General features: G+C 69.0%; 21 protein-coding genes. 4 read left to right on the top strand and 17 right to left on the bottom strand.

Translation table 11 applies throughout. The features are described from left to right. Nucleotides 1-12: 12 nt before the first annotated feature. Nucleotides 13-873 (top strand): sulfotransferase family protein, encoded by an 861-nt coding sequence (locus ETD86_RS12885; protein ID WP_211370009.1) that lies wholly within the window; start codon nucleotides 13-15, stop codon nucleotides 871-873. A 437-nt stretch (nucleotides 874-1310) separates the two neighbouring features. Here ETD86_RS12885 and ETD86_RS12880 read toward each other — a convergent pair whose 3' ends face one another. Both ETD86_RS12880 and ETD86_RS12875 read right to left on the bottom strand, forming a co-directional pair. Beyond that, nucleotides 1311-1772, bottom strand: a complete 462-nt coding sequence (locus ETD86_RS12880) for a thermonuclease family protein (RefSeq protein WP_138666367.1) — start codon at nucleotides 1770-1772, stop codon at nucleotides 1311-1313. Nucleotides 1773-1903: 131 nt separating this feature from the next. Then, entirely contained in the window at nucleotides 1904-3226 is a 1323-nt protein-coding gene (locus ETD86_RS12875) for a phage major capsid protein (protein WP_138666366.1), read from the bottom strand. A 282-nt stretch (nucleotides 3227-3508) separates the two neighbouring features. Here ETD86_RS12875 and ETD86_RS12870 point away from each other — a divergent pair, with 282 nt between their 5' ends. Then, on the top strand, nucleotides 3509-4102 hold the full coding sequence (locus ETD86_RS12870) for a hypothetical protein (RefSeq protein WP_138666365.1): 594 nt from the start codon (nucleotides 3509-3511) through the stop codon (nucleotides 4100-4102). A gap of 108 nt (nucleotides 4103-4210) precedes the next feature. On the opposite strand, the gene ETD86_RS12865 is transcribed toward ETD86_RS12870, so the two are convergent. The 5 genes from ETD86_RS12865 to ETD86_RS55040 form a co-directional block, all read right to left on the bottom strand. Next, nucleotides 4211-4606 (bottom strand): hypothetical protein, encoded by a 396-nt coding sequence (locus tag ETD86_RS12865; protein WP_138666364.1) that lies wholly within the window; start codon nucleotides 4604-4606, stop codon nucleotides 4211-4213. A 100-nt stretch (nucleotides 4607-4706) separates the two neighbouring features. Next, nucleotides 4707-5786, bottom strand: a complete 1080-nt coding sequence (locus ETD86_RS12860; protein ID WP_211370008.1) for an alpha/beta hydrolase — start codon at nucleotides 5784-5786, stop codon at nucleotides 4707-4709. Between the two features lie 98 nt (nucleotides 5787-5884). After that, entirely contained in the window at nucleotides 5885-7528 is a 1644-nt protein-coding gene (locus ETD86_RS56885) for a DNA cytosine methyltransferase (protein WP_211370007.1), read from the bottom strand. Then, entirely contained in the window at nucleotides 7525-7977 is a 453-nt protein-coding gene (locus ETD86_RS12845) for an XF1762 family protein (protein ID WP_138666363.1), read from the bottom strand. Before ETD86_RS12845 ends, ETD86_RS56885 begins: the two co-directional genes overlap by 4 nt. After that, nucleotides 7974-10016, bottom strand: a complete 2043-nt coding sequence (locus ETD86_RS55040) for a 2'-5' RNA ligase family protein (protein ID WP_170223052.1) — start codon at nucleotides 10014-10016, stop codon at nucleotides 7974-7976. The genes ETD86_RS12845 and ETD86_RS55040 overlap by 4 nt, the downstream gene beginning before the upstream one ends. Before the next feature lie 65 nt (nucleotides 10017-10081). Here ETD86_RS55040 and ETD86_RS12835 point away from each other — a divergent pair, with 65 nt between their 5' ends. After that, on the top strand, nucleotides 10082-10459 hold the full coding sequence (locus ETD86_RS12835; RefSeq protein WP_138666362.1) for a hypothetical protein: 378 nt from the start codon (nucleotides 10082-10084) through the stop codon (nucleotides 10457-10459). On the opposite strand, the gene ETD86_RS12830 is transcribed toward ETD86_RS12835, so the two are convergent. The 5 genes from ETD86_RS12830 to ETD86_RS55035 all read right to left on the bottom strand — a co-directional run bounded on the left by ETD86_RS12830 (nucleotide 10460) and on the right by ETD86_RS55035 (nucleotide 17085). After that, a complete protein-coding gene (locus ETD86_RS12830) occupies nucleotides 10460-10645 on the bottom strand; it encodes a hypothetical protein (protein WP_138666361.1) in 186 nt (61 codons plus the stop codon). It lies immediately after the preceding gene. Beyond that, a complete protein-coding gene (locus ETD86_RS12825) occupies nucleotides 10642-11793 on the bottom strand; it encodes a hypothetical protein (RefSeq protein WP_138666360.1) in 1152 nt (383 codons plus the stop codon). The genes ETD86_RS12830 and ETD86_RS12825 overlap by 4 nt, the downstream gene beginning before the upstream one ends. A 15-nt stretch (nucleotides 11794-11808) precedes the next feature. After that, complete coding sequence (locus tag ETD86_RS12820) at nucleotides 11809-12441, bottom strand: IPT/TIG domain-containing protein (protein ID WP_170223050.1); 633 nt, start codon at nucleotides 12439-12441, stop codon at nucleotides 11809-11811. Between the two features lie 74 nt (nucleotides 12442-12515). After that, the gene (locus tag ETD86_RS12815) at nucleotides 12516-16739 is read right to left on the bottom strand and encodes a hypothetical protein (RefSeq protein WP_138666358.1); all 4224 of its coding nucleotides are present in this window, start codon (nucleotides 16737-16739) and stop codon (nucleotides 12516-12518) included. 193 nt (nucleotides 16740-16932) lie between these two features. Further along, complete coding sequence (locus tag ETD86_RS55035; protein ID WP_170223049.1) at nucleotides 16933-17085, bottom strand: hypothetical protein; 153 nt, start codon at nucleotides 17083-17085, stop codon at nucleotides 16933-16935. A 310-nt stretch (nucleotides 17086-17395) separates the two neighbouring features. Here ETD86_RS55035 and ETD86_RS12810 point away from each other — a divergent pair, with 310 nt between their 5' ends. Next, nucleotides 17396-17590 carry a hypothetical protein gene (locus tag ETD86_RS12810; RefSeq protein ID WP_138666357.1) on the top strand — a complete coding sequence of 65 codons (195 nt, stop codon included), beginning with the start codon at nucleotides 17396-17398 and terminating at the stop codon, nucleotides 17588-17590. 236 nt (nucleotides 17591-17826) lie between these two features. Here ETD86_RS12810 and ETD86_RS60045 read toward each other — a convergent pair whose 3' ends face one another. The 5 genes from ETD86_RS60045 to ETD86_RS55030 form a co-directional block, all read right to left on the bottom strand. Continuing rightward, nucleotides 17827-18795: a helix-turn-helix domain-containing protein gene (locus ETD86_RS60045; RefSeq protein ID WP_425465629.1), complete on the bottom strand. Its 969-nt coding sequence runs from the start codon at nucleotides 18793-18795 to the stop codon at nucleotides 17827-17829. Nucleotides 18796-19043: 248 nt separating this feature from the next. Next, entirely contained in the window at nucleotides 19044-19358 is a 315-nt protein-coding gene (locus ETD86_RS12800; protein WP_138666356.1) for a hypothetical protein, read from the bottom strand. 3 nt (nucleotides 19359-19361) lie between these two features. Continuing rightward, complete coding sequence (locus ETD86_RS12795; protein WP_138666355.1) at nucleotides 19362-19748, bottom strand: hypothetical protein; 387 nt, start codon at nucleotides 19746-19748, stop codon at nucleotides 19362-19364. Nucleotides 19749-19816: 68 nt separating this feature from the next. Further along, nucleotides 19817-20104, bottom strand: a complete 288-nt coding sequence (locus ETD86_RS12790; RefSeq protein WP_138666354.1) for a hypothetical protein — start codon at nucleotides 20102-20104, stop codon at nucleotides 19817-19819. 6 nt (nucleotides 20105-20110) lie between these two features. After that, the coding region (locus ETD86_RS55030; protein WP_170223048.1) for a hypothetical protein at nucleotides 20111-20326 on the bottom strand (216 nt) is incomplete at its 5' end.

Here is a 20326-nt window from a genome sequence, read left to right as displayed (position 1 = left end):
TAGCCTCCCCCCGTGACTACCGAACTGATCAGCGAGTCGGGGATGGTACGCAGAAGTGCTGCTTCCGTCGCGTCGTGGCCCGGTGCGCGGCTGCTGCCGCGCCCGGTGTTCGTCCTGTCAGCTCCGCGATCTGGATCGACGCTGCTGCGGCTCATCCTGGACAGCCACTCCCGCGTGCACGCTCCGCATGAGCTACCGCTCGGCGACATCGCCGTTCATGTCCCGGCCGGTGTCCCAACTGCGGCGCTCGCGCTGCTCGGCCATGACCAGACGACCGCGGAACATCTGCTGTGGGATCGGCTCCTTCATGAGGAGCTGGGGCGGTCGGGCTGCTCGGTCCTGGTGGTGAAACACCCGGATCACGTGCTCATGTGGAAGCGGCTGGCCGTCTGCTGGCCGGACGCGCGATTCGTGTTCCTGCTGCGTCACCCCGCCGCGATCGTCGCGTCATGGAGTGAGGCGTTCGGTCACAGACCCAGCGAGGCCGCTGCCCACCTGCGCCAGTTCACCGCAGCTCTGTCCGAGGCACGCCGGGCACTGCCAGGAGTGACCGTCCGCTATGAGGACCTCGTCGCTGATCCTGTCGCGGAGGTGGAGCGCGTGTGCGGCCACATCGGCGTTGAATTCGAGCCCGGCATGCTGGAGTACGGCCGCCACGAGCACGGGCCGCTGCAGCTGGGCCTGGGCGACTGGTCCGACATGATTCGGAGCGGGCGCATCCAGCCGGCGCGCCCGATCCCGGCCGCCTTGCCGGAGGCGCTCATCGACGCAGCCGCCGATTGGGGGTATGCGACGCGAGACGGGCATACGCCCACACTCAACCCAAAGGACGCGAACGCCTCAGTTGCGGATGCTTGTGTGGGGAACGGATGAACATGGCAGGAGGCTGACGCTCTGAGCTGGGAACTGACAAGATCCTCCGTTCGGCCTCCTGCGCGACAGGCCGGATCAACATGGCAGTGTTCGGCCCCTGCAAGGGCAGCGGAGGATTTAACGATCCCTTTGAGCTGGGCACTGCCAGGTTCGACCGGCCAAGAGACGCGATCTCGCGCTCTCCTGACAGATTCCCCCGGTCACTGCCAAGATGAGCCGTTCCGCACAGCTTGGTCTTGATCGCGACTTTCCGCTCAGATGGCAGCGCCGTCAGATGCGCGTACGCGAGCGAACGGCGACCGGCCGACCATATGGACCTCAGAGGCCCTTCAACGCTTCAGAGAGCCTCTGAGCCCTTCCGCTCGCAGCAGTCGGCAGGAACAAACCGGGCAATCGCTATCATTCGCGACGTAGTGATCGGGGTGGCCTCGTCTCGGTCACGAGGCGGTGCTGGCATGTCCAGCGGCCACCAGCGCGGCCCCCAACCCATCGCCTTCCGCCTCCGGCGTCACCGTCGCCAGATACCGGCCGTAGCGCTCCCGCCGGTCCCGGAATGTGCGCACCCAGAAGGTGGGGCCATGCTCGGCCACCCACTGCGCGGTGAAGTCGCGCGCGGCCGCGCCCTCCGGCGTGCCCAGCTCGGGCGCGTAGACGCCGGCCAGCCGCACCCGGATCTTGTGGCTGATGCCGAACCCGACGTCAACGACCGCGTCCACGGTGTCGCCATCGACGACCTTCGCGATGGTCGCCAGGTAAACCCAGCGTTCCGGCTGCGGCGCCGCGACGGCGGGTGTCTTCTTGATGCAGCGACAGCCGGGCCGGTGCCCTCGGTGCGGCGACTGCTCAGCGGGCTGGGTCGTGACGTCGCCAGAGGTGGGCGATGCGGCAGATGTGGCCATGCGATGCACCTTGCCGATCGCTGGAGCTAACGTCGCGCGGTGAGTTCGGCCTGCGGGCCGACCGCCTCGATGCGACTGCCCGACAGGGGTCACAACCCCTGCCGGGCAGTCATACGGATGCCCGCGCGTGATTACGGGGCGACGTACGGGGTGAAGCTGCCGTACACGAACGATTCGGGCCTGTCCACCACCAGGCCAACCCGCTCACTCGCCTTGATCACCACGGTCCCCTCGAGGAAGGAGTTGCCCGTTTCCGTCGAGGCCTGCACGACCACGGTCTCCCTGTCGTACAACTTGGCACCCATCCCGAAGGAGCCGAGAAGGAACTTGCCGGCGTGCATGGCCGCCGTGTCGATGACGTTCAGCCGCCACACTCGCTTCTCAGCGCCGATCGCGACACTGACGGCGACTCGGAAGGCCCCCTGGTTGTCCTCTTCAAGCTCGATCCCCTCGAAATCCAAGGGATGGAGGATGCAGCCGTTCGGGTCGTAGTAGCTCAAGATCGACAGCGTCATCGCGCGGCGAACCTGCGCGGTCCGCTTGTCCGACGGCTGGCCGGTGAACAGCTGGACGCCCGGCGTGTTGGTGATGCCGAGGATCGTCTCGCCGGCGCCGGTGCCGAAAAGGATCTCCTCGTCCTCGCGCAGCTTGACTCCGTCTACGAGATCACGTTCGACGATGCCGCGAAGCCTGCTCTCGTCCGCCAGCGTGTTCTTGTGGATGACCTCGTGATGCCCGATCTCGGCGATCGGCGCCGTGTAGGACTCGTAAGTCCACTCGGACTTCGGAGCCCTGCCCCAGACATCGGTGGGGCCGCCAGTCGCCGGACCACCGTTGGCGGCGGTCCGCTCCGGGATGTATCCCGCCCGGTTGAGGAAGCCCGTCTGCCTGACGCCGTACAGCACGTTGGCCTGCGTGGACTCGGCCGGGAAGAGGTCGCGGACGCGCGAGGGCCGCCTCTGCCGCTCGGTGAGGCCGACCTTCTCGGCCATGCCGAACCCCGGGTGGGTAACGGTGCCAGCCGACAGGCTGAAGGTGTCCTTGGTCTCGAAGGAGAACAGGCCCTGGTCGAACGTGGCGATGCCGCGGATCTCACGGAAGCCGCTCTCCTTCATCTGAAGGAACGCGTCCGACTCCATCCACGCCTGCGACAGCGACCGGTGAGTGCCGCGGCCCTGCTGGGCGGCGAGCTGCCCGGCGATGGGCGTGCTGGCAGGCTGCTCCAGGAACTCGACGATGCCGAGGGCCTTCTGCTCGGCCACGATGAGCGCCTTCAGTTCGGTCGCCTCGTCGATGGCGGCCAGGTAGTCGGCGTGCTGCTCCTTGCTGAGGACCATGTGGCCCTTGCCGGACTCGTCCTTGAAGCTGGAGCGGATGCGCTCGATGTCGGCGGCCTTGGTCTGGAGCCGCTGGTTCAGGTTCTTCAGGTGCGCCTTGGACGCGGTGGCAGTCATCTGCCGTCTCCCCCGTGTGCTGACTGCTTGCGGATGCGATCCGTCCGCCCGGTCAGCACCGGGACAGCCCTCAGATCTGGGCTGGCATGTACGGGGTTGGCGCGCTTATGTCGTGTCGGCCAGGTCAGCCCGTTGACGATTTCCGCAGTTCACGAGCGGTCGTTAGCGCCCGCATGGTGCGGCGGTGGCAGAGGAGTTGCAGTGATCATCTGTTGGGGGCGCGATCTTCCGGCTATCGTGATCCGGGCTCGGAGGTGGATCGTTCCCAGAGGGAGGTTGGCGTTGAAACGACGCTTTTCCGCTTTACTTATCGCCGCTGTCGCGTCTACAGCGGTTGCCGTCACTGGCGGGGCCGCGCAGGCCGCTCCGTCGTCCGCCGCCGGTGAGGCGCTCGCGCCGAAGCTGCTGAAGTTCGGCCAGAGCGTCGTCATCAAGGGGGAGAGGGGCGGCCGTCTGCGGGTCACGCCGACGGGCGTCTACTATCACCGCACCCGCGCCGACGATTCGCCGAAGCCCGTCACGAAGTACTTCACCGCGGTGGCGTTCACCGTGCAGGTGCTCGACAAGGCGGACAGGCTGTCGCCGCCCGTCGCCGGCGGCCAGTGGGCGGTCCGTGCCGGCGGCCGCGTGTTCGACACCTCCTCCGGCAACGCCGTCCAGGTGCCGTGGATCGGGCGCGTTCCGGAAGGCGTCCAGCGGACCGACAAGGGCGACAAGGACGTGGTGATCGAGTCGTTCGACCTGCCCGGGATGGGCGGCGTACTTCAGTGGAAGGATCGCTCGGGCGGCTCATTCCGCTGGCAGATGCCGCGCAAGACGTCCGGGAAGAATCTGGAGCCGGTGCATGAGGCGCTGAAGGCGTACTACGGCGAGTGACGCGTAGGCCGCGGCGCCGGGCTGTGCACGCGCCGCGGCCAAGACGCGGTGCGGCATGGTCGCTTCGCCTGCCGGCCACGTACTACAGCGCCGACCTCAACGAGCAGCTCACCATGGCGCGCTGAGCTTGTTGATTTCCTGCCGAAGTGCCTCTGGGCGTGTCTTGGCGGCGGCCACGGGTATCCCGAGCAGCTTCCCGATCTGATTCCACGACCTGTTGTTTGCCCGCGCGGCCTCGATCAGGGTCAGCTCGTCCTCAAGCAGCAGCACCCGGGCGGCCTTGATCGAAAGCAGCGCATCATCGACGTCTTCGGGCGTCGGCGCTGGCCATCGGCCGTCATCGTCGGAGGTATCCGCATTCCGGGCCGCGTCCGCCACGTTCGTCACAGCTTCGACGGCGGGTATCTCATAGCCGAACTTCTCAGCCAGACGCTTCGTGACCTCCTCGCCATAGCGCGGGGCGAGCCGTTTGCGGGCCTCTGCGATCTCTCGCATACGGGACACGGGCGCGGCTCCTTCACGCTGAACGGGCGATCCGTCCTATCCTCGCGCATCCTGCGGCGCCGCGACCGATGAACAAGTGCTCACGCTGCTACCAGCTGATCTAACCCCAGCTGCTCTCGATGAAGGACTGGATCACAGCGAGCGTCGGCCGGCTTGCCTCCTGGCTGATGGGCTGAGCCTGGCAGCCGGCGGTCGAGCGCACCTCGGGCGTGGCGACGTCGGGCGCCAGGATGGTTGTGGAGTGCCCGACGTCGGGCACCGAGTACCACGTGGCTGTCGCGCACGTTCGTTCCACGGCCTGGTACAGCAGTTTGCTCTGGTCGTGCGGTACGAGGGTGTCCGCCTGCCCATGGGCGATGAGGATGGGCGGATCGGTGGTCGACACGTACGTGATCGGGTTAGCTTCGCGGGCGCGGGTCGGGCAGGTTTGGATGGCGCAGCCGATCAGCTGCGACTCGGGAGAGCCCAGGTCGTCGTGGCAGTCCGTCACACCCATCTGCCGGTTGAACGCCTCGCAGGCGCCCGGAAGCATCTGCGCGTTCATCATCGGGAAGTCGGTCGGGCTGTACAGGTCGATGGCTGCCTGTACCTTGCTGGACACGCCAGTGACGCCCACGGTGCCTTCAAGGTGGGGTACGTCGCCGGTGACCGCGACCATGGTGCTCGCGTAGCCGCCGGAGGAGTCACCCATGATGGCGAACCGGGTGGGGTCGATGCCGTATCGGGGAGCGTGCGCGCGCAACCACCGGACGGCCGCCTTGGCGTCGTGCACCTGCGCGGGGAAGCGCGCCTGTGAGCTCGATCGGACGGACACGCCGGCCACGACGTAGCCGGCCGCGGTGAAGTGCGGGGCGATCTCGGCGGCGAATTCCTTGCCGGTGTCGCCACGCCATGCACTGCCGCCGGTCACGATGAGCAGCGGCCGCAGTCCCTTGCCAGCCTTCGTGGGCACGTACAGATCGAGCAGGTGGCCGCGGCTGCCAGCCGGCTGCGCCGGTGCGTACGCGATGTCCTTGCGAACGGTGAGGCTCTCCGGCGGTGTGCCGTCTGGCGGGGTGGATGAGGAGCAGGCCACGCTGCTCAGGAGCGTCGCCGTGATGGTGATGACGACGGCGGCCACGCGCGACCGTCTCTGCAGGAACCGCCCCATGCGGCTGGTTGCCGAGGACGTAGTGGACATGAGCCATTCCCTCTCTGATGGAAGGGGGTGAGGATTCGTGGTGGTTCCTCCGCGAGCGCGGGAGATGCTGAAGGAGGTGCGGAGGCAGCGGCTGGCCATCAGGTGTTTGCTCCCATCGCGCGCAACTGCGCGTCGACGACGACGAGTCGGCCGACCGCCCAGCGGACGACCGGGACAGCGAGGCTGTTGCCGAGCTGCCGGTAGCGGGGCGAGTCGGCCTGCTCCTTCTCGCCGGAGCGGATCGTCCAGTCGTCGGGGTAGCCCTGCAGCCGTTCACACTCTCGCGGGGTCAGCCTGCGCACGCCGCCCGTGGTGAGGTCGCCGACCTGGCCGTACTCGTTCAGCTCGTAGGCGGGCAGCAGGTTCTGCGTTTCGTCGCCAGCGGGTCCGCCAGTGCCTTTCGCCCACTTCGCCGTCACGGTGGCCGACACGGCGTCGACCTGACGGGCCGCCTGCTTGGAGGTGGTGGCGACCATGGGCATCGATGAGCCGCCGCCCGGCGTGCGCAGGGCGTACGCCGGGTCGCCCGGCTGGCCGTGCTCGAGCGTGCTTTCGCCCGCTCGGCCGCGGAGCGCCACCGGGATGGCGGTGACGGCGGGGCGGCCGGTCGTGCACAGCGGCGGGCATGGGTCGCCGGGGGCAGGGTTGGACCGGTTGTCAGGGCTGGTGATCTGCGCGAGGTCGTAGGCGACGATCGGAGTGCCGCGGCCGGTGCCGTCTTCGCTGGCGTCGTGCCCTTCGCACGTGAGGGCGTGGCTGATCGGCCCCATCGTGGTGACGGCCGCGGGTGTCTCACCCTGGCCGGGATCGACCGGCAGGGACGGCTGAGACTGCGTGGTGGCCCGGTTGGGGTCGCCGTCGGGGTCGTAGGCGACGATCGGGGTGCCGCGGCCGGTGCCGTCTTCGGCCGACATGAGGTATCCGCACCGCAGCGTGTGCGTGACGATCCCGTTCGTGGTGACGTACGCGCCAGATCCGTCCAGGTCGGTGCGGTGGCCGCCCGGGTTGGCAGCTAGAGGCCCGGCAATGTCAGGCGTGCCCGCGGCGACGCCCCAAGCCCGGCTACCTGCCGGAGCGCTGCGTCGAGCGCGGGCGGCAGCTTCTTGTTGCGGCGTTCGGCGCGGCGCAGGATGCCGAGCGCCGCTGTCTGGCTCAAAAAGTACTTGTTCGGCACCGGCGACGTTTCCAAGACATCCGACAATGAAGACGCGACGGCGCCGCTGGGGAACTCCGAAGTACTGCGCATCGAGAACCCGCCACGACACGCCGTACCCGAGTTCGGCCAGCTCTTGGACCACGATCCCCATGTCGCGACCGCGGTTCGATGACAGGAGCCCAGGCACGTTTTCGAGGAGCAGCCAGCGGGGCTGGAGCTCGCGGGCGAGGCGGACGATCTCGAAGAAGAAGCCGGATCGGCCGCCGTCGAGGCCTGCACGAAGTCCGGCGACGGAGAGGTCCTGGCAGGGGAATCCTCCGGTGATGATGCCGTGGGCGGGATCAAAGCCTGCTGCGAGAAGCTGCTCACCAGTGACGGTCCTTACGTCGTCGAACAGTTGGCTGTCGGGGAAGTGGTTGGCGAGGACGCCGCGGGCGGCGGCGTCGATCTCCACGGACGCGACCGTTTTCACTCCGGCGCCCTGCAGGGCGAGTTCGAAGCCGCCGATGCCGGCGAACAAGCTGACGGCCGTCATTGGCGCGGCCGGGGCGGCGTTCGCGGTCGCGGTCGTGGGGGCGGTTGTCACGGAATCTCCCATAGAGTGCGGGCCACCGCGGCGACGTCGCTGGTGCGGGGTCTGGACTTGCAGGACCAGGTGCCGCGCGCTGGCCGGTCGGCGACCTTGCGCCAGCCGGCGGCGTGCAGCGACGTGCCAGGTTCGGGCTGCTGGGTGTAGGTGACGAGGCGTTTCCAGCCGAGGGCGCGGGCGGCCCGCCAAGTGGCGCCGTACAGCATCGAGCAGGCGTTGCGCTGGCCTTCAAGGACGGCGACGCGGGTCACTTCGAGGGTGGTGCCGTCGTCGAGGTGCCGGTTGACCGGGCGGCCGACGGTGGCGACGCCGACGAGGACTCCGTCAGCTGCGACACCGACGGAGTACTTGTGGCCTTGTGCCGGCCGGTGATGGCGGTGATGCGCGGCGACGAACTCGCGCGCCTGGGCGAACGACACCGGTACCAGCGTGAGCGTGCCGGTCACGCGAGCGCCGAGGCGAAGTCGAGGAGGTCATCTGCGGCGGCCCACTCCTGGTCGGTGAGCTGCTTCATCTGCGACGGCAGCGCCGACGGGGCGGTTGAGTCCGGGTAGATGGCTGGTTCCGGCGGCAGCTCCTGGTCGTGCTTCTTCGGCTTCTCGTGGGGAACGGGGTCGTGGCTGATGCCGGCGCTGGTGAAGACCTCGGCGAGGATGGCCATTGCCTGCCGGAGCCGCTTGGCGTTCGCGTCGCTGAGCACTCGCCCTGCCTTGACCTCCCAGCTGGTGGCGGTGTCGCTGGTCCAGGCGTCGGCCGCGTGCTTGATGGTGTAGGCGGCGTCCTCGATGGCCGCCACGGCGACGAGCGGGTCGGCGGCCCCGTTCGAGGTGACCGTGACAGGGACAGGGTCGCCGAGGAAGATGTCGCCGGCGGGGGTCAGCGAGTACGGCACCTGGTAGGCGATCTCGGGCAGGTGCCCGGCGGCCGGGTGTTCGGGCCGTACGGTGACGATGGCCATGTCGGCGAACGTGGCCTCGACGCACACCCAGCCGCGTTCGCCGCGGCTGGCCAGCCACAGGTAGATGGCGTCGCGGACCTTGTCGCGGGCTTCCTCGAACGCAATCGGGATCGGCAGTCCGGCTGCGCGGAGCGCGTCCAGGCGCGCGTCCTTCGTCTCGGTCGTAGCTGGGGCGGCGGCGAGAGGAAAATGCCGATGATCGTCTTCAACGGCAATCGACACGCTGGTGAAGGTGACGTCGACCGGCGGCAGCGGCGCGGGCGGCTGCTCGCCGGGCTGGATGTAGGCGAGGGTGACATGCGGGGTGAAACCGTGCTCGGTCGAGTACGGCACGCCGGCGGCGTCGAGGGCATCGATGATGCGTTCGCGGACGGTTTCGAGGCCGGGCACGTCCACGGTGGCCCACACGGGGACCCCGTCGTCGCCGGGCGGGAACACGCCGATGCCGCCGACTCGGCCGGTCAGAGGCGGCAGGTCGGCGGCGGCGTCGGCGACGGCCTGCTCGGCTGTGGCGAGCGTCTCCTCATCGACGCCCTCGCCGAGGTAGGCGAGCGTCACGTGCAGGCTGGCGGGGTCAAGGCCGCCCGGTTGGGCGAGCTGCACGGCCACGCTGGCGGGCAGGAGCAGCGCCACCATGGAACGCGAACCGCCGCCGCTGTTCCCGCTGTCTTCCGCGCTGGCGGGGTTGTCGGGAATCAGGTCGGCCCACTCAGCGCCCACGCCCTGGGACGCCTTCTTCTCGTGGTGGGCGCCGGGCCAGCGGCCGGTGGCGTCGTGGTGGCGTTCGGCGCAGTAGCCCTTGGCCTGGTCGGGTGTCATGTGCTCGCTGGCGATGACCACGCATCGGTCGAACGCGCCCGCCGTGTTCCAGCGGATGCGGGCGGCGCCCTCGCCGCGCACGTACCATGTGCGGAGCTGCTCGACCTGGCCGTGGTTCCGGTCGCTGTCACCGGCGTGGCTCATGGCCTTCACGGACAGGGTGGCCGACTGGCTCGCGGCGCCGAAAAGGACGGGGGAGTATTCGTAAAGGTCCAGGTCGAGGATGCGACGGATGCCGGTCTTCGGATCTTTCCGGGACTTGCCCTGAGGTACCTGGTAGCCGATCGACCACTCACATTCGTCCGTTTCACTGAAGAACCGAACGTTTTCGTAGGCGTTGCGCCCGTCGTCCGATTTCAGGTTGAAGCGGCACCGCACGTACAGTGCGCCGGCCTCGGCCGGCCACGGCTGGCCGTCCTTTGTGTGCGAGGGCAGCCGCGGGTCGCCCGGCAGCCACTCCTCCACAACCTCGGTGCGGGCCGTCCAAATCTTGGTGTCATGCGAAAAGATGCCCTTGGGCTTGCGTTCGCGCAGCGTGCGAGCGAAAGCGCCGGGGACGATGATGTCGCCGACACCGTCGAGTACGCCGGTGACGGCCACGAGCGCTTCAACGGTGCCGTCGCCTTCACCTTCGGTCGCAATCTGCGCGGACCTGGGCGCGGCTGTCACAGCTTTGTGTTCGAGCCGCTCCATCCACGGTGTGCTCAACGGGGCCCCCTCCGCCGTCGGTCAACGGCGGGCAGAGTGGCAAACAGGAGGGCTTACGTCGCATCTTGCGGCTACGGCTGTCGATGCGCGCCTGGGCAGGCTCGGAAGATGCCAAGGCGCTGCTCGCCGAGTTGGAGCACGCAGCACGGCTGCGTCTTTTGCAGCAGCCGATCGCTGAAGTGGACGAGAAGAAGAGTGCGGCGGTTGCCTCGCTGATCACCGCGCTGGAGCCGCATCAGACTGCCGTCGTTATGCTCGGCTCCATCATGATCTTGAAGGTAGACGGAGTGCTCGCTGTTCGTGACCTGACGCCCAGGGAGCTGGCGTTCATGGCGCGTAACCCTGGGCTGGTTCGCAACCCAGTTGAGCTCCTGGCTGGGCTGGACACCGTCGCAGCACAAGCTACGGCGCCACCTGTTCGCCAGCATGCGCTGGAGGGCTGATCAGGTGAGCGCGGGACCGTTCTGCGGGCCCGCGCGCCGGCCCGTGTCCGGATCCAGTCCCTGGAGTTCCCGCGTGGCCTGGAGAAAGGCGGGATCGTCGTTGGGGTCGTCGGGCCCGTCCGGATGTGCTTCCCGCCACTGGAACATCAGCCGCGACAGCGCCCGCGCCTGGTCAGTGTTGGTCACAGCGGAAGCACTCCTTCCCATTCGGTTCCGGCCATGACTCGGGAGCCGAGCCATTCGTCGCGACGATACTTCATCCCAGGGCGACGACCGAGTTGGGAGATGCGGTGCGCGGCCGGGAAGCCAGGCCGGCCGTATCCCGCTCGCGCGTCGGCGAGAACCTCGTCGAGCATGGCGATGTCGTCGAGGATCTGCTGCAGCGCTGGGTCACCGGATGTGCCCGGCCAGGAGTCGCGCGCCCACTCCAGGTCGGCCAGTTCGCGCTTCAGGTTGTCGATGACGGCGGCGGCGCTCCACTCGTTGGCGAAGTCGTAGCCGGCGGCAGCCCACATGTAGCCGCCGTCGTCTTCGCTGGCGAACAGTTCGATGCGGTCGAATCCGTCTTGCCGGTAGAGCCGCTCGAGGTGGTGGTTCCACGACGAGCCGAAGCCGCGGCCTCGATGGGCGAGGTCGAGCACCTGGTATTCGTGGTCGGCCCACAGGGTGCCGTCGGGTTCGCGGACGAGTTTGCGTGTGGACTTGCCCGCGGTGCTGCCGTCCGCGGCGCGGATGGTGACGGTGAAGCGCACGTAGTGGCCGCCTCCGCTGGCCGGGGTGTGGGTGCCGGTGGCGACGTCGTCGACGGTGACGGTGTAGCCGTCGCCGTACGTGCGCCCTTCGAGGAGGCGGGCGAGCCCGGCGCGGGCCGCCGCTCGTGCGTGGCCTTCCTGCGGCTGGCCGCCGTGGCGGGGGATGAGATCGGCCAGGTGCGGCGCGTCAACGATCGGCGCGGAAGCGGACGCCGCGGCGGGCGCGGCTGATGCGGTGTGCGGGGCTCGGGTGCGTGCGGGCGGCAATGGGGCGGTCGCGGGTCCGGCGAGGCGTTGCAGCATGCTCCCGGGCACCGCTGTCGTCGCGCCGTCGTCCCAGCGGACGGTCACGTTGCCGCGGGTGTCGGAGGATTGCGCGGTGCCGCGGCGGCCGTGGCTGGTGATCTGGACGCGGTCGCCCATGCGGATCCAGCGCCCCCGCCACCCGCGCGCCTGCCAGGCTCCTCCAGGAGAACGCGTACCAGCCGTGGCCCGCTGCCGGAGGGGCCGGAACGCCTTCGTGCCGGCACCAGGCGAGGTTGCCGTGAACTGGACGCCTGCCCGGCGCCACTCGATCAGCATCGGGAGCTGCGTGGGTCAGGCGTAGGTGAACGCGCCGGTCTTGGTGACGGTGTCGGCGTCCGTGGTGACGGCGACGTCGGCGGCACCCGCGTCCTCTGCCGGGGTGGTGCAGCGGATCGTGCTCTCGTCCACGACGGTGACGCCGGTGGCGGCGGTGCCGCCGAACGTGACGGTGCTGCCGGGTGTGAAGTTGGCGCCCTTGATGGTGACCTGGGTGCCGCCTGCGGCCGGACCGTTCGCGGGGCTGATCGTGGTGACGATCGCCGCAGGAAAGCACGCGTCGAGCTTCGACCGCGGGATGATCGTGTCCTTGGCGAACTTCAGCTTCCGTCCGCTGCCGGGGAAGGTGGTCCCGTCGGCCCTGTGGCCGACGTACAGGTTCTCCGCCACCCTGATCAGCGGGTCAGTGACGGGCACCGCGGCCGTCTTGGCCTGAGCTGCCGCCTTGGTCAGTTGTGCGCCGTTCTCCGCGTACAAAGTCATCGCAGGCCCCTTCCTGGCTGCTTGAAGCAGCGGCTGGGGCGGAGGCGCGGGGATGTCGAGGTCGTCGGCCCGCAGGAGCGTCCACCACAGGGCGATCGCTCCAGCGAGTCCGGCCAGGACGCCGATGGCGAGCCCGAGCGGCCACAGCTGTCTGCTTCTGATCACGACCGCGGATGGTGGCTGGTGGGGCGGCTTACGTCGCGCCGGAGAACAGGAGAGGGGGGAAGAGGTGGCTCCCCTTACACGTCGGCCCGCTCGGGCCTGCGCTTGATGCCGCCCCATGTCCGTCCCCGCATGAGGAGCATGCCCAGCCACGAGTGTTCGCGGATGTTCTGGCCCGGCTGGCGGCCGAGCTGGGACAACTCACGCGCTGACGGGTAGCCGGGTTCGCCGAACCGGTGCCGTTCAGCGCGGGCCTGCAGGGCTTCGGCGGCGGATCTGGCTGCGGCCGGGATCGGCGGGTTGTTCTCTTCGAGCAGGCGGCGTAGCCGGTTGAGCATGTCGCGGGCGTCGAATGGGGACTTGAAGTCGAAACCGGCCGACGCCCACACGTATCCGCCGTCTTCGAGGGAGGCGGTCACTTCGATGTGGTCGAAGCCGGATTCCCAGTAGAGCTGCTCGAGGTAGGCGCCCCATGCGGGGGCGAATCCTCCGCCTCGGGCGTGCTCGTCCAGTGCGAGGAGTGCGTTGTAGGCCCACATGGTGCCGTCGGACTCCCGTTTCCAGCGGCGTTGGGTGCGGCCGACGCGCTGGCCGTTGGCGTCGAAAATGTCGGCGCTGAACGTGAGAGATCCGGAGCTGCGCCAGTAGTCGGCGTGCACGTCGGTGACCTTCACGGTGAACCCGTTGAAGGAGCGGTCGGCGACGAGGGCGTCCATCTGCTGTTTGATGACGTCGGGGTCGTAGTTGCCGTGGCTGGGGATGACGTCGCTGGCGAGCCATCCGGGGGGCGGGTCGGGAAGGTGCGAGGTTGAATGCGCGGCGGGCGTGGGTGCCGGCATGGTTTCGGTTGCGCCGGCAGCGTCGCGGGCGGCTGCCCAGGCGATGGTGTTGGTGTAGCGGCGGACGATGCCGTCGCGGCCTCGTACGTGGAAGGTGGCGATGCGGCCGTCGTTGCTCATCCAGGCTTCGCCGGGGCCGTCCGGGCTGCTGTAGTACAGGGTCGCCTGTTCGGGGCGGGCGTCCGGGTCAGGGATGCCGGGATCGGCCGCCGCGGCGGCGGCCGGTCGTCGCGGCGGCGTCGGCGGGGGAGCGGCGGCTGGGGTGTCGTCGGGGACGACGAACGAGATGGGGATGTTCGGGCCGCGGAGCACGCGGGTGGAGCCGTCGGTGAACACCACGGTGGCGCCGCGCCCGTTCGGGCGCACTTCGGCGATGTCGGCGATGGGCCCGTAGCGGCCGTTGCGGATGCGCTGGCCCGGTCGCAGCGTGGTGATCGGCGGCCCTTGACGGCGTGGCCGCCTGGTAGGCGCTGGTGTCGGGGTGGCGGCCGCGCTGGTGGTGCGGCGCGTCAGCATGGAGCCCAGGTCGAACTCTGGGTAGAACTGCACGGTGCGGTCGTTGGTGAACGTCACGTCGATCATGCCTGGACGCGTGGTGCTCGGTGCTACGGCGGCGATCGTGTTGACGTTCCCGCTGACGGTGAGCTGCTGGCCCGGTTGAAGGTCGCGCGCCCGGTAGGGGCTGCGGTCCACGGGAGTGATCCGGTGAGGCCGGTCTGGGTTGTGTTTGATGCCGTGCCAGGCGGATCCGCGCATGACGGCTGACCCGAGCCAGACGTGTTCGCGCAGCCTCTGCCCTGGGCGGCGGCCGAGCTGGGAGATTTCCCGCGCGGACGGGTAACCGGGTTGCCCGAAGGTGTGGAGGGTGGCGCGTTCGAGGATCTTGTTCGCGGCGGCGCGGGTGGCGGCGTCGAGCGGCGGTGTGTCGGAGGCGACGAGAAGCCGGAGTTTGCCGAGGATGCCTTCGGCGTCGGTGGCGTTGTCGAAGTTGTAGCCCGCGGACGCCCACACGTAGCCGCCGTCGTCCATGGCTGCGTGCACGGTGGAGTGGTCGAAGCCGGATGCCCAGTAGGCGCGTTCGAGGTGGGCGCCCCACGCTGAGGCGAAGCCGCTGCCGCGCGCGTCGCGGTCGAGGTGCAGGGCGTCGTTGTGCTCGGTCACGGTGCCGTCGGGATGGCGTCTCCATGAGCGGATGGCGTGTCCGACGGTGCGGCCGTCGCTGTCGAGGATGTCGGCTCGCCACCACAGGGTTCCGGTGCCGTCGTCGGCGTTGAACGTGGGTTTAGCACCGACGACCTCGACGGTGTACGGGCCGAACCGGTGGCCTTCGACGAGGGTGCGGAGGCGTTCGCGGATGTGGGCGGCGTCGAACGTGGCGGTCTCGGGGATGAGGGTGGCCAGGTCGTCGGCGGCGGGGGGCGGCTTGGGGGCGACGTCGGCGGTGACGTCGGCGTCCGGGTGGTAGAGGTGGCCTTGCCCGTCGGCGGTGGTGACGACGACTTCCTGCGTGAACGGCAGGTCGATGTGTTCGACATCGGTGATTTCCTGGGGGCCTCGGGCGCTGCGGAGGCGGTCGCCGCGGCGGAGGGTCGCCGCGGTCCTCGCCGGCGTGCTGGCCGCCGCCGGGGTGCTCGCGGTGGCGTTCCCGTTCGCGACGGCCAATGGTCGGTCAGAGCGGCGGGCAGGCGCGGAGGGTGCCGGCGTGGAGGGTGCCGGCGTGGTGGCGCGCTCGGGCTCGCCGCTGTCCTTCGCCGCGGTGGAGTGGCTGGTGGCGAGCACCGGGTTGCGCTTGATGCCGTTCCACGCTGAGCCGCGCATGGCGCGTGAGCCGATCCAGGACTGTTCGCGCCAGTTCTGCCCGGGGGTGCGGCCCACCTGGGAGATTTCTCGCGCGGATGGGAACCCGGGCTCGCCGAACGCGTGCTGGCTGGCGCGGGCCAGGAGCACCTGGGCGGCGGTGAGCTCGTCGCGGGTGCCGTCACCTGCGGCGACAAGTTCCTGCAGCTTCTCCAGGCGGCGGGCCGCGTCCCACTCGTCGGCGAAGTCGAAGCCGGCGGACGCCCAGACGTAGCCGCCGTCGTCGAGGCCGGCGTCCACGGACACGTGGGTGAATCCGGCCTTCCAGTAGTGGCGTTCGAGCCACAGGCTGTACGGGGCGGCAAAGCCGTTGCCGCGGGCGTCGCGGCGCAGCGACATGAAGTCGTTGTGCGCCCACAGGGTGCCGTCGGTTTCGCGATGCCAGACGCGGTCGGTGGAGCCGACGCGGCGGCCGCGGGCGTCGTACATGTCGGCTCGCCAGCTGATCTTGCCGGAGCCGTCCCGCCCGTCGGTGACGTTGGCCCTGACGAACCGGAGGGTGAGACCGCCGAACGAGGCACCGTCGATGAGCTTCCGGAGCTGGCCGATGGCTTCGTCTTCGTCGTAGCCGGGCAGGCCGGGGACGAGGTCGGCGACGTTGATGCTCGGCGCGGCGGGCTCGGGCTCGGGCAGAAGGTCAGGGGTGGGAGCGACGTCGGGTTTGTCAGCGGCGTCTACGGGCGCGGGGCCGAACAGGTCCGGGATGGGCGTCTGCTTGAAGGCCGGGCTGGCTGCGGGCCGCCGCCTCGGAGTGCTGCGGCGCGCCGTCACGCTGACGCCTTCGGACTGCGCGGCGAGGCGCCACCGGCCCGCGCCAGCGAACCGCCGTGTCTGGCCGTCGCGTCCGCGGACGTACCCGACGACTCCGCCCGTCGTGCGGACCATCCAGGCGTGCACGACACCGTCTGGAGACGTGACGTGCGTGATTGCGTCGCTGACGGGGCGGGCGTCGGGGTCCGGGACTCCGTCGGCGGGCCCACGCGGGGGATCAGTTTCAGCCAGGCCCAGCCGGTTGACGTCGGCTTCCCACTGGGCGATGTCGGCGTAGCGACGGACGTTGCCGTCCTGGTCGAGGTAGGCGACGGGGCGCCCGTTCGTTTCGGTCAGCCAGGCGCGGGTGTTCCCGCTGGCCAGGTAACGAATGGCGGCCCGGTCGGGCGCGGTGCCGTCTGGTGCGGGCGCCCAGGCGCCGGCGGAGATCCGGGCGCGGGCTGCCGGGCTCCGGACCGCCGCTGGGCTGGTGGTCGCGGGGGGCGGGCTGAGCTCGAAGAGGGCGTCGCCGTGCGGCGCTCGCCGGCCGCGAGGAGTGCGGGGTCGTACTGGCGTATCGACCCGCAGCAGGTGAGGGGCGATGGTACTGGTGTGTCCGTCGTCCCAGTCGATGGTGACGCCGCGGCGTTCGTCGGCGCCGACGACGGTGCCGTATCGGTTCCGGCCGCGTAGCTGAACGCGTTCGCCCATCCAGATCCAGCGGCCTCGCCAGTCGCGCGGCTGCCAGGCGCCGCCAGGTGCCCGAGCCAGTGTCCGGGTCGCGGTCGCTTTGACGTCGAGGATGCCGTCTGCGGTGAAGCGGACGCCGAAGCGCTCCCACTGGATCAGGCCCAACGTGTCCCCCCGGCTGGTCCGGAGCGGCCGTCGCGGTGTGGGCCGCTCGCCCGGGGGATGGTGACGAATTGGCCGGCTTAGGTCGCGTCAAGGCAAGGAGACATGAAAGAGGGCGGCAACCCCGTGGTCATGGGGGTTGCCGCCCTCTTGGTGCGGCTCCTGGCTTGGTCGGAGAGCTGGGCCGCCTGCGCCGTTACTCGTCGAGGGGGATGCCCGTTTCGGGGTCCTGCCCTTCGGCGGTGCGTACGGCGCGGAGGAAGTCGGGGTCGTCGTCCGGGTCTACGCCCGGGTGGTCAATGATCCACTGGTCGCGGATCGCGTTGTAGATGGCGTCGGTGCTCGACATGCTGTTCATCCTCGCAGGATCGGGGGAAGTGGCGGGTCCGGTGGTCTTGCTGCTGGGCCGTGCGATCAGCCCGCCAACGACACCTTCACCCCTGGACCCCATCATTCTACTACAGGACCGTTATTTTCTTTGCCGGCCTAGGTGGCGCATCGCCGCCGAGGCACACGCATGCCTACCCGCGACACTGCAGCCCTCCTTGCTTAAATAACTATCCTATACTATATTTTAAGCGTATAGGGGATACGAGGGAAGCCTGGTGCTGTCCGCTGCAGATCCTCTTCATGGCCCGATAAGAGATAGGGAATCCCTCATGCCCGTTACCGTGTTCGTTGCCGTGATCGAGGGCAACGACGACGAGACCAGCAACGCCATCCGCACCGACATGCTGAAGGTCATCAAGGAGAGCGGCGGAGAGCTCACCGACAGCATGTGGGCTGTGGACGCTGACACGGTCGCGGACGCCTACGAGACGGACCGCGCCTACATCATCGACCTCAACGAGTAGCCGCCGCATACGGTGGCTATCAGCCTGATCACCTGACGAAAGCCTGGAGCGGCGTCCCTCGTCACGAGGGGCGCCGCTTCTTCATGCCGAGCGCCGAATCCGCGCGCACGTGGGGTGGCGGAGATGAGCGAGATGATGGCGCCGACGGCCGCACCATGAGCAGCGGCGACCTACTGCCAGCGAGCCGGAGCCGAGATCGGCGCTCGCTACCGGGCCGTCCTGTCTCGGTCAGCGCCTCATCGCCGCCGCCACGGGCCACAGCGAACAGATTGGTGGACAGCGGCAGGCCTCGGCCGACCGCCGCGCGGCCGCAGCTCAACGCCCGCCTCCTGCAGCAGCCGATGCACGGTCCCGTACGAGCGGCCCGTCGAAAGCGCCAGCTCCCGCACCGACTCGCCCTCGACGTACCGGCGCGTCACATCCGCCCGCAGGGCCTCACGCTCCGGGCTCGCCCCCCGCTGATGCTTTCGAACCGTCATATCCACCCCGGCTTCTTCTAACACCTCTCGGATTCGTCTGCGGTTAACGCGGAACCAGTGTTGGAGCTGTTCGATTGTCGCGCCGTCACGGTGAAGACGTACCGCCTGTTCGGGGGTGAACTCCCGAGGGCAGTCGAAGGCGGGCCAGTCCTTGGTCATGTTGCGGACGGCTGTCACGCTCTTACCGGTCTGGGCGGCGATCTGCGACAGGGACTGGCCCGCCGCTCGGAGTTGTTGGGCGTGGGCGCGAACCGACTCGTTCTTAGCGTTGGGGTTGATCCCGGCAGCCGCCAGTACCGCGTTGAACGTCTTGGTGGAGGTGCGAGCCTCTCGGATCATCTCCGCTTTGATCATCTCGCCCTTGGCCCACACGGCGAGAATGGCCTGCCGCTTGGCGTTGTTGATCCGCGGCTTTCCTGAGCCTCGAGATCGGATCTGCACCCCGGCTTCGATCAGCTTGAGCCGGACGCCTTCGCGCGTGAGGCCCACAACGGCGCTGACCTCGGCCAGGGTGTAGCCAGCCTCATACAGGCGCGCCATCTGGTCGATACGCTCGCGACTTTGCCCTCTCCCGGGGACGGAACGGATGGTAGCGCCCTGCGCTGTCACCGCGGCGATAACCTTGGCAGTCCCGACGCGGAAGTGCGTGGCGATGGATTTGAGAGAGGCGCCGGTGCTGTAACGGCGGGCTGCCTCAATCTGAAAAGCGAGATCATGTTCAGTCACGGCGCGGAAGCTAGCATTTTCTCCCGTTAAGGTCTTGGAAAGCCGGTGAACTGCACAAACACCGAAATAGTGCCGCCGGGGTGACATTCGTGGGGCATTAATTCTGGTGAGAATCTATCAGTGACGATCTGGGTGTGAGACGGCATGTCCTTCCTTGGATGAGCAGCTCAACGCCCCTCCGCTGCGCAAGGTTGGTGCAGTGCTCGGGCTCGGAGCTGGTCAGCAAGGGGCGGGGCTTGGCTACGGAGTCAGGCTGTGTCGCTCGCGCTGGCAGCACGGCCGGCAGCGTGGGCGCGGCTGATGATGCCGACGATGACCGCCGAGGTGGTCGCCTCGTAGTTCGCCAGCCACGCAATCACGGATCGGTCGAGAGCTCCCAGCTCGACGCCAGCCTGCTTGCATGCCTCCAGCATGTGGCGTTGCTTCACCTCGTGGGCAAGGCCATCGGGGTCACCGGACTTGACCTGGCTTGATCTGATCAGCTCTCGCCACTCTTGGAAGACCGGCGTGGAGTAGGTGTCGGCGTCGCTGTTGAACGGGCCGGATGTCTCGCTCGTGGCCATGGGTCAGTTCGCCGACGGGTTGTTCTTTGCGCGGGCTTCTTCCACCGCGGTGAGCGTTTCGCGAAGAACTTCCACGGTCCAGAGAAGGGGGTCCTCGTTTTCGCCGAAGCCCTCGCTGGGGGCGGTGGGATCGAACATGCTGCTGAACCGCTGGGCGGCCTTGCGTAGGTTAGAGATGACGACGGGGCGAGCTGCCAACGCGGCGTCGAGCTCGGCGACCGCGTCCACGTAGCCGTCGGCCACGGGCAGCTTGGCCGCGTCCGCGTCGGCCGCGAGCACCGCGCACCGGTGGGCGAACTTCAGCATCTGGTCATGCGCGTCCATGAGCTCTTTCAGCTCCGGCGAGCAGAACTCTGCCCGGGCGCGGTCGATGTCGTCCAGCGAGGCCATGCCGTGATTGTGTCAGCTGCGTGCGCGCCCGTCCCGCGTTCAGGCATGTCGCGGCCGCCGGCCGTGGTTCACGCCGGCGATGACGCTTCGGCGTCGGGCACGGGGATGTCGCCGACGACCTTCGTCACGTCCGTCCAGGCGCGCAACGCGACGAGGACGCTCGCGGCGTCTTCGGCGTTCACGACGACGGGCATCATGCGCGGCCGCGTCACCGTCTGCCCTTCGCGCGCTTCGATGAGGGAGACGGCGACGGGGGAGCCGGACACGACGCCGTGCGTGGCCAGCGCCTCGGGGCGCGGGTGGCCGACGGTGACGGCGTAAGCGACACCATTGACGTATCCGTGAACTTCGAACAACAGGTTTCACCTCTCACTGGTGGGCAGGCCGGCGGCCTGCCAGTAGCCGAACAGGAACAGCCGCGACAGCGTGAGCTGGTCGCCGCCGGCGCGGCTGGCCGTCGCGTACGGGTTGGCCGTGGGCGGCAGGCCTTGGCCGGCGGCGGCGCGGCCTGCCAAGAGCGCGGCGTGGCTGCGTACGGCCGGCAGACCAGCAGCGGACGCGGGCGCGGGGGTGGTGGG

Source organism: Nonomuraea turkmeniaca, assembly GCF_005889735.1.
In the GTDB taxonomy this organism is placed as follows: Bacteria; Actinomycetota; Actinomycetes; order Streptosporangiales; family Streptosporangiaceae; genus Nonomuraea; species Nonomuraea turkmeniaca.
The sequence above is the reverse complement of the archived record's forward strand: the minus strand, read 5'-3'. Positions and strand labels throughout refer to the sequence as shown.

Bases quoted from the DNA above. Each gene is read 5' to 3' on its own strand.
- ETD86_RS12795 (WP_138666355.1), bottom strand. From the start codon at position 19,748: ATGGCCTCGCTGGACGACATCGACCGCGCCCGGGCAGAGTTCTGCTCG.
- ETD86_RS12800 (WP_138666356.1), bottom strand. From the start codon at position 19,358: ATGGCCACGAGCGAGACATCCGGCCCGTTCAACAGCGACGCCGACACC.
- ETD86_RS12880 (WP_138666367.1), bottom strand. From the start codon at position 1,772: ATGGCCACATCTGCCGCATCGCCCACCTCTGGCGACGTCACGACCCAG.
- ETD86_RS12810 (WP_138666357.1), top strand. From the start codon at position 17,396: ATGCCCGTTACCGTGTTCGTTGCCGTGATCGAGGGCAACGACGACGAG.
- ETD86_RS12860 (WP_211370008.1), bottom strand. From the start codon at position 5,786: ATGTCCACTACGTCCTCGGCAACCAGCCGCATGGGGCGGTTCCTGCAG.
- ETD86_RS12875 (WP_138666366.1), bottom strand. From the start codon at position 3,226: ATGACTGCCACCGCGTCCAAGGCGCACCTGAAGAACCTGAACCAGCGG.
- ETD86_RS12825 (WP_138666360.1), bottom strand. From the start codon at position 11,793: ATGCTGATCGAGTGGCGCCGGGCAGGCGTCCAGTTCACGGCAACCTCG.
- ETD86_RS55035 (WP_170223049.1), bottom strand. From the start codon at position 17,085: ATGTCGAGCACCGACGCCATCTACAACGCGATCCGCGACCAGTGGATC.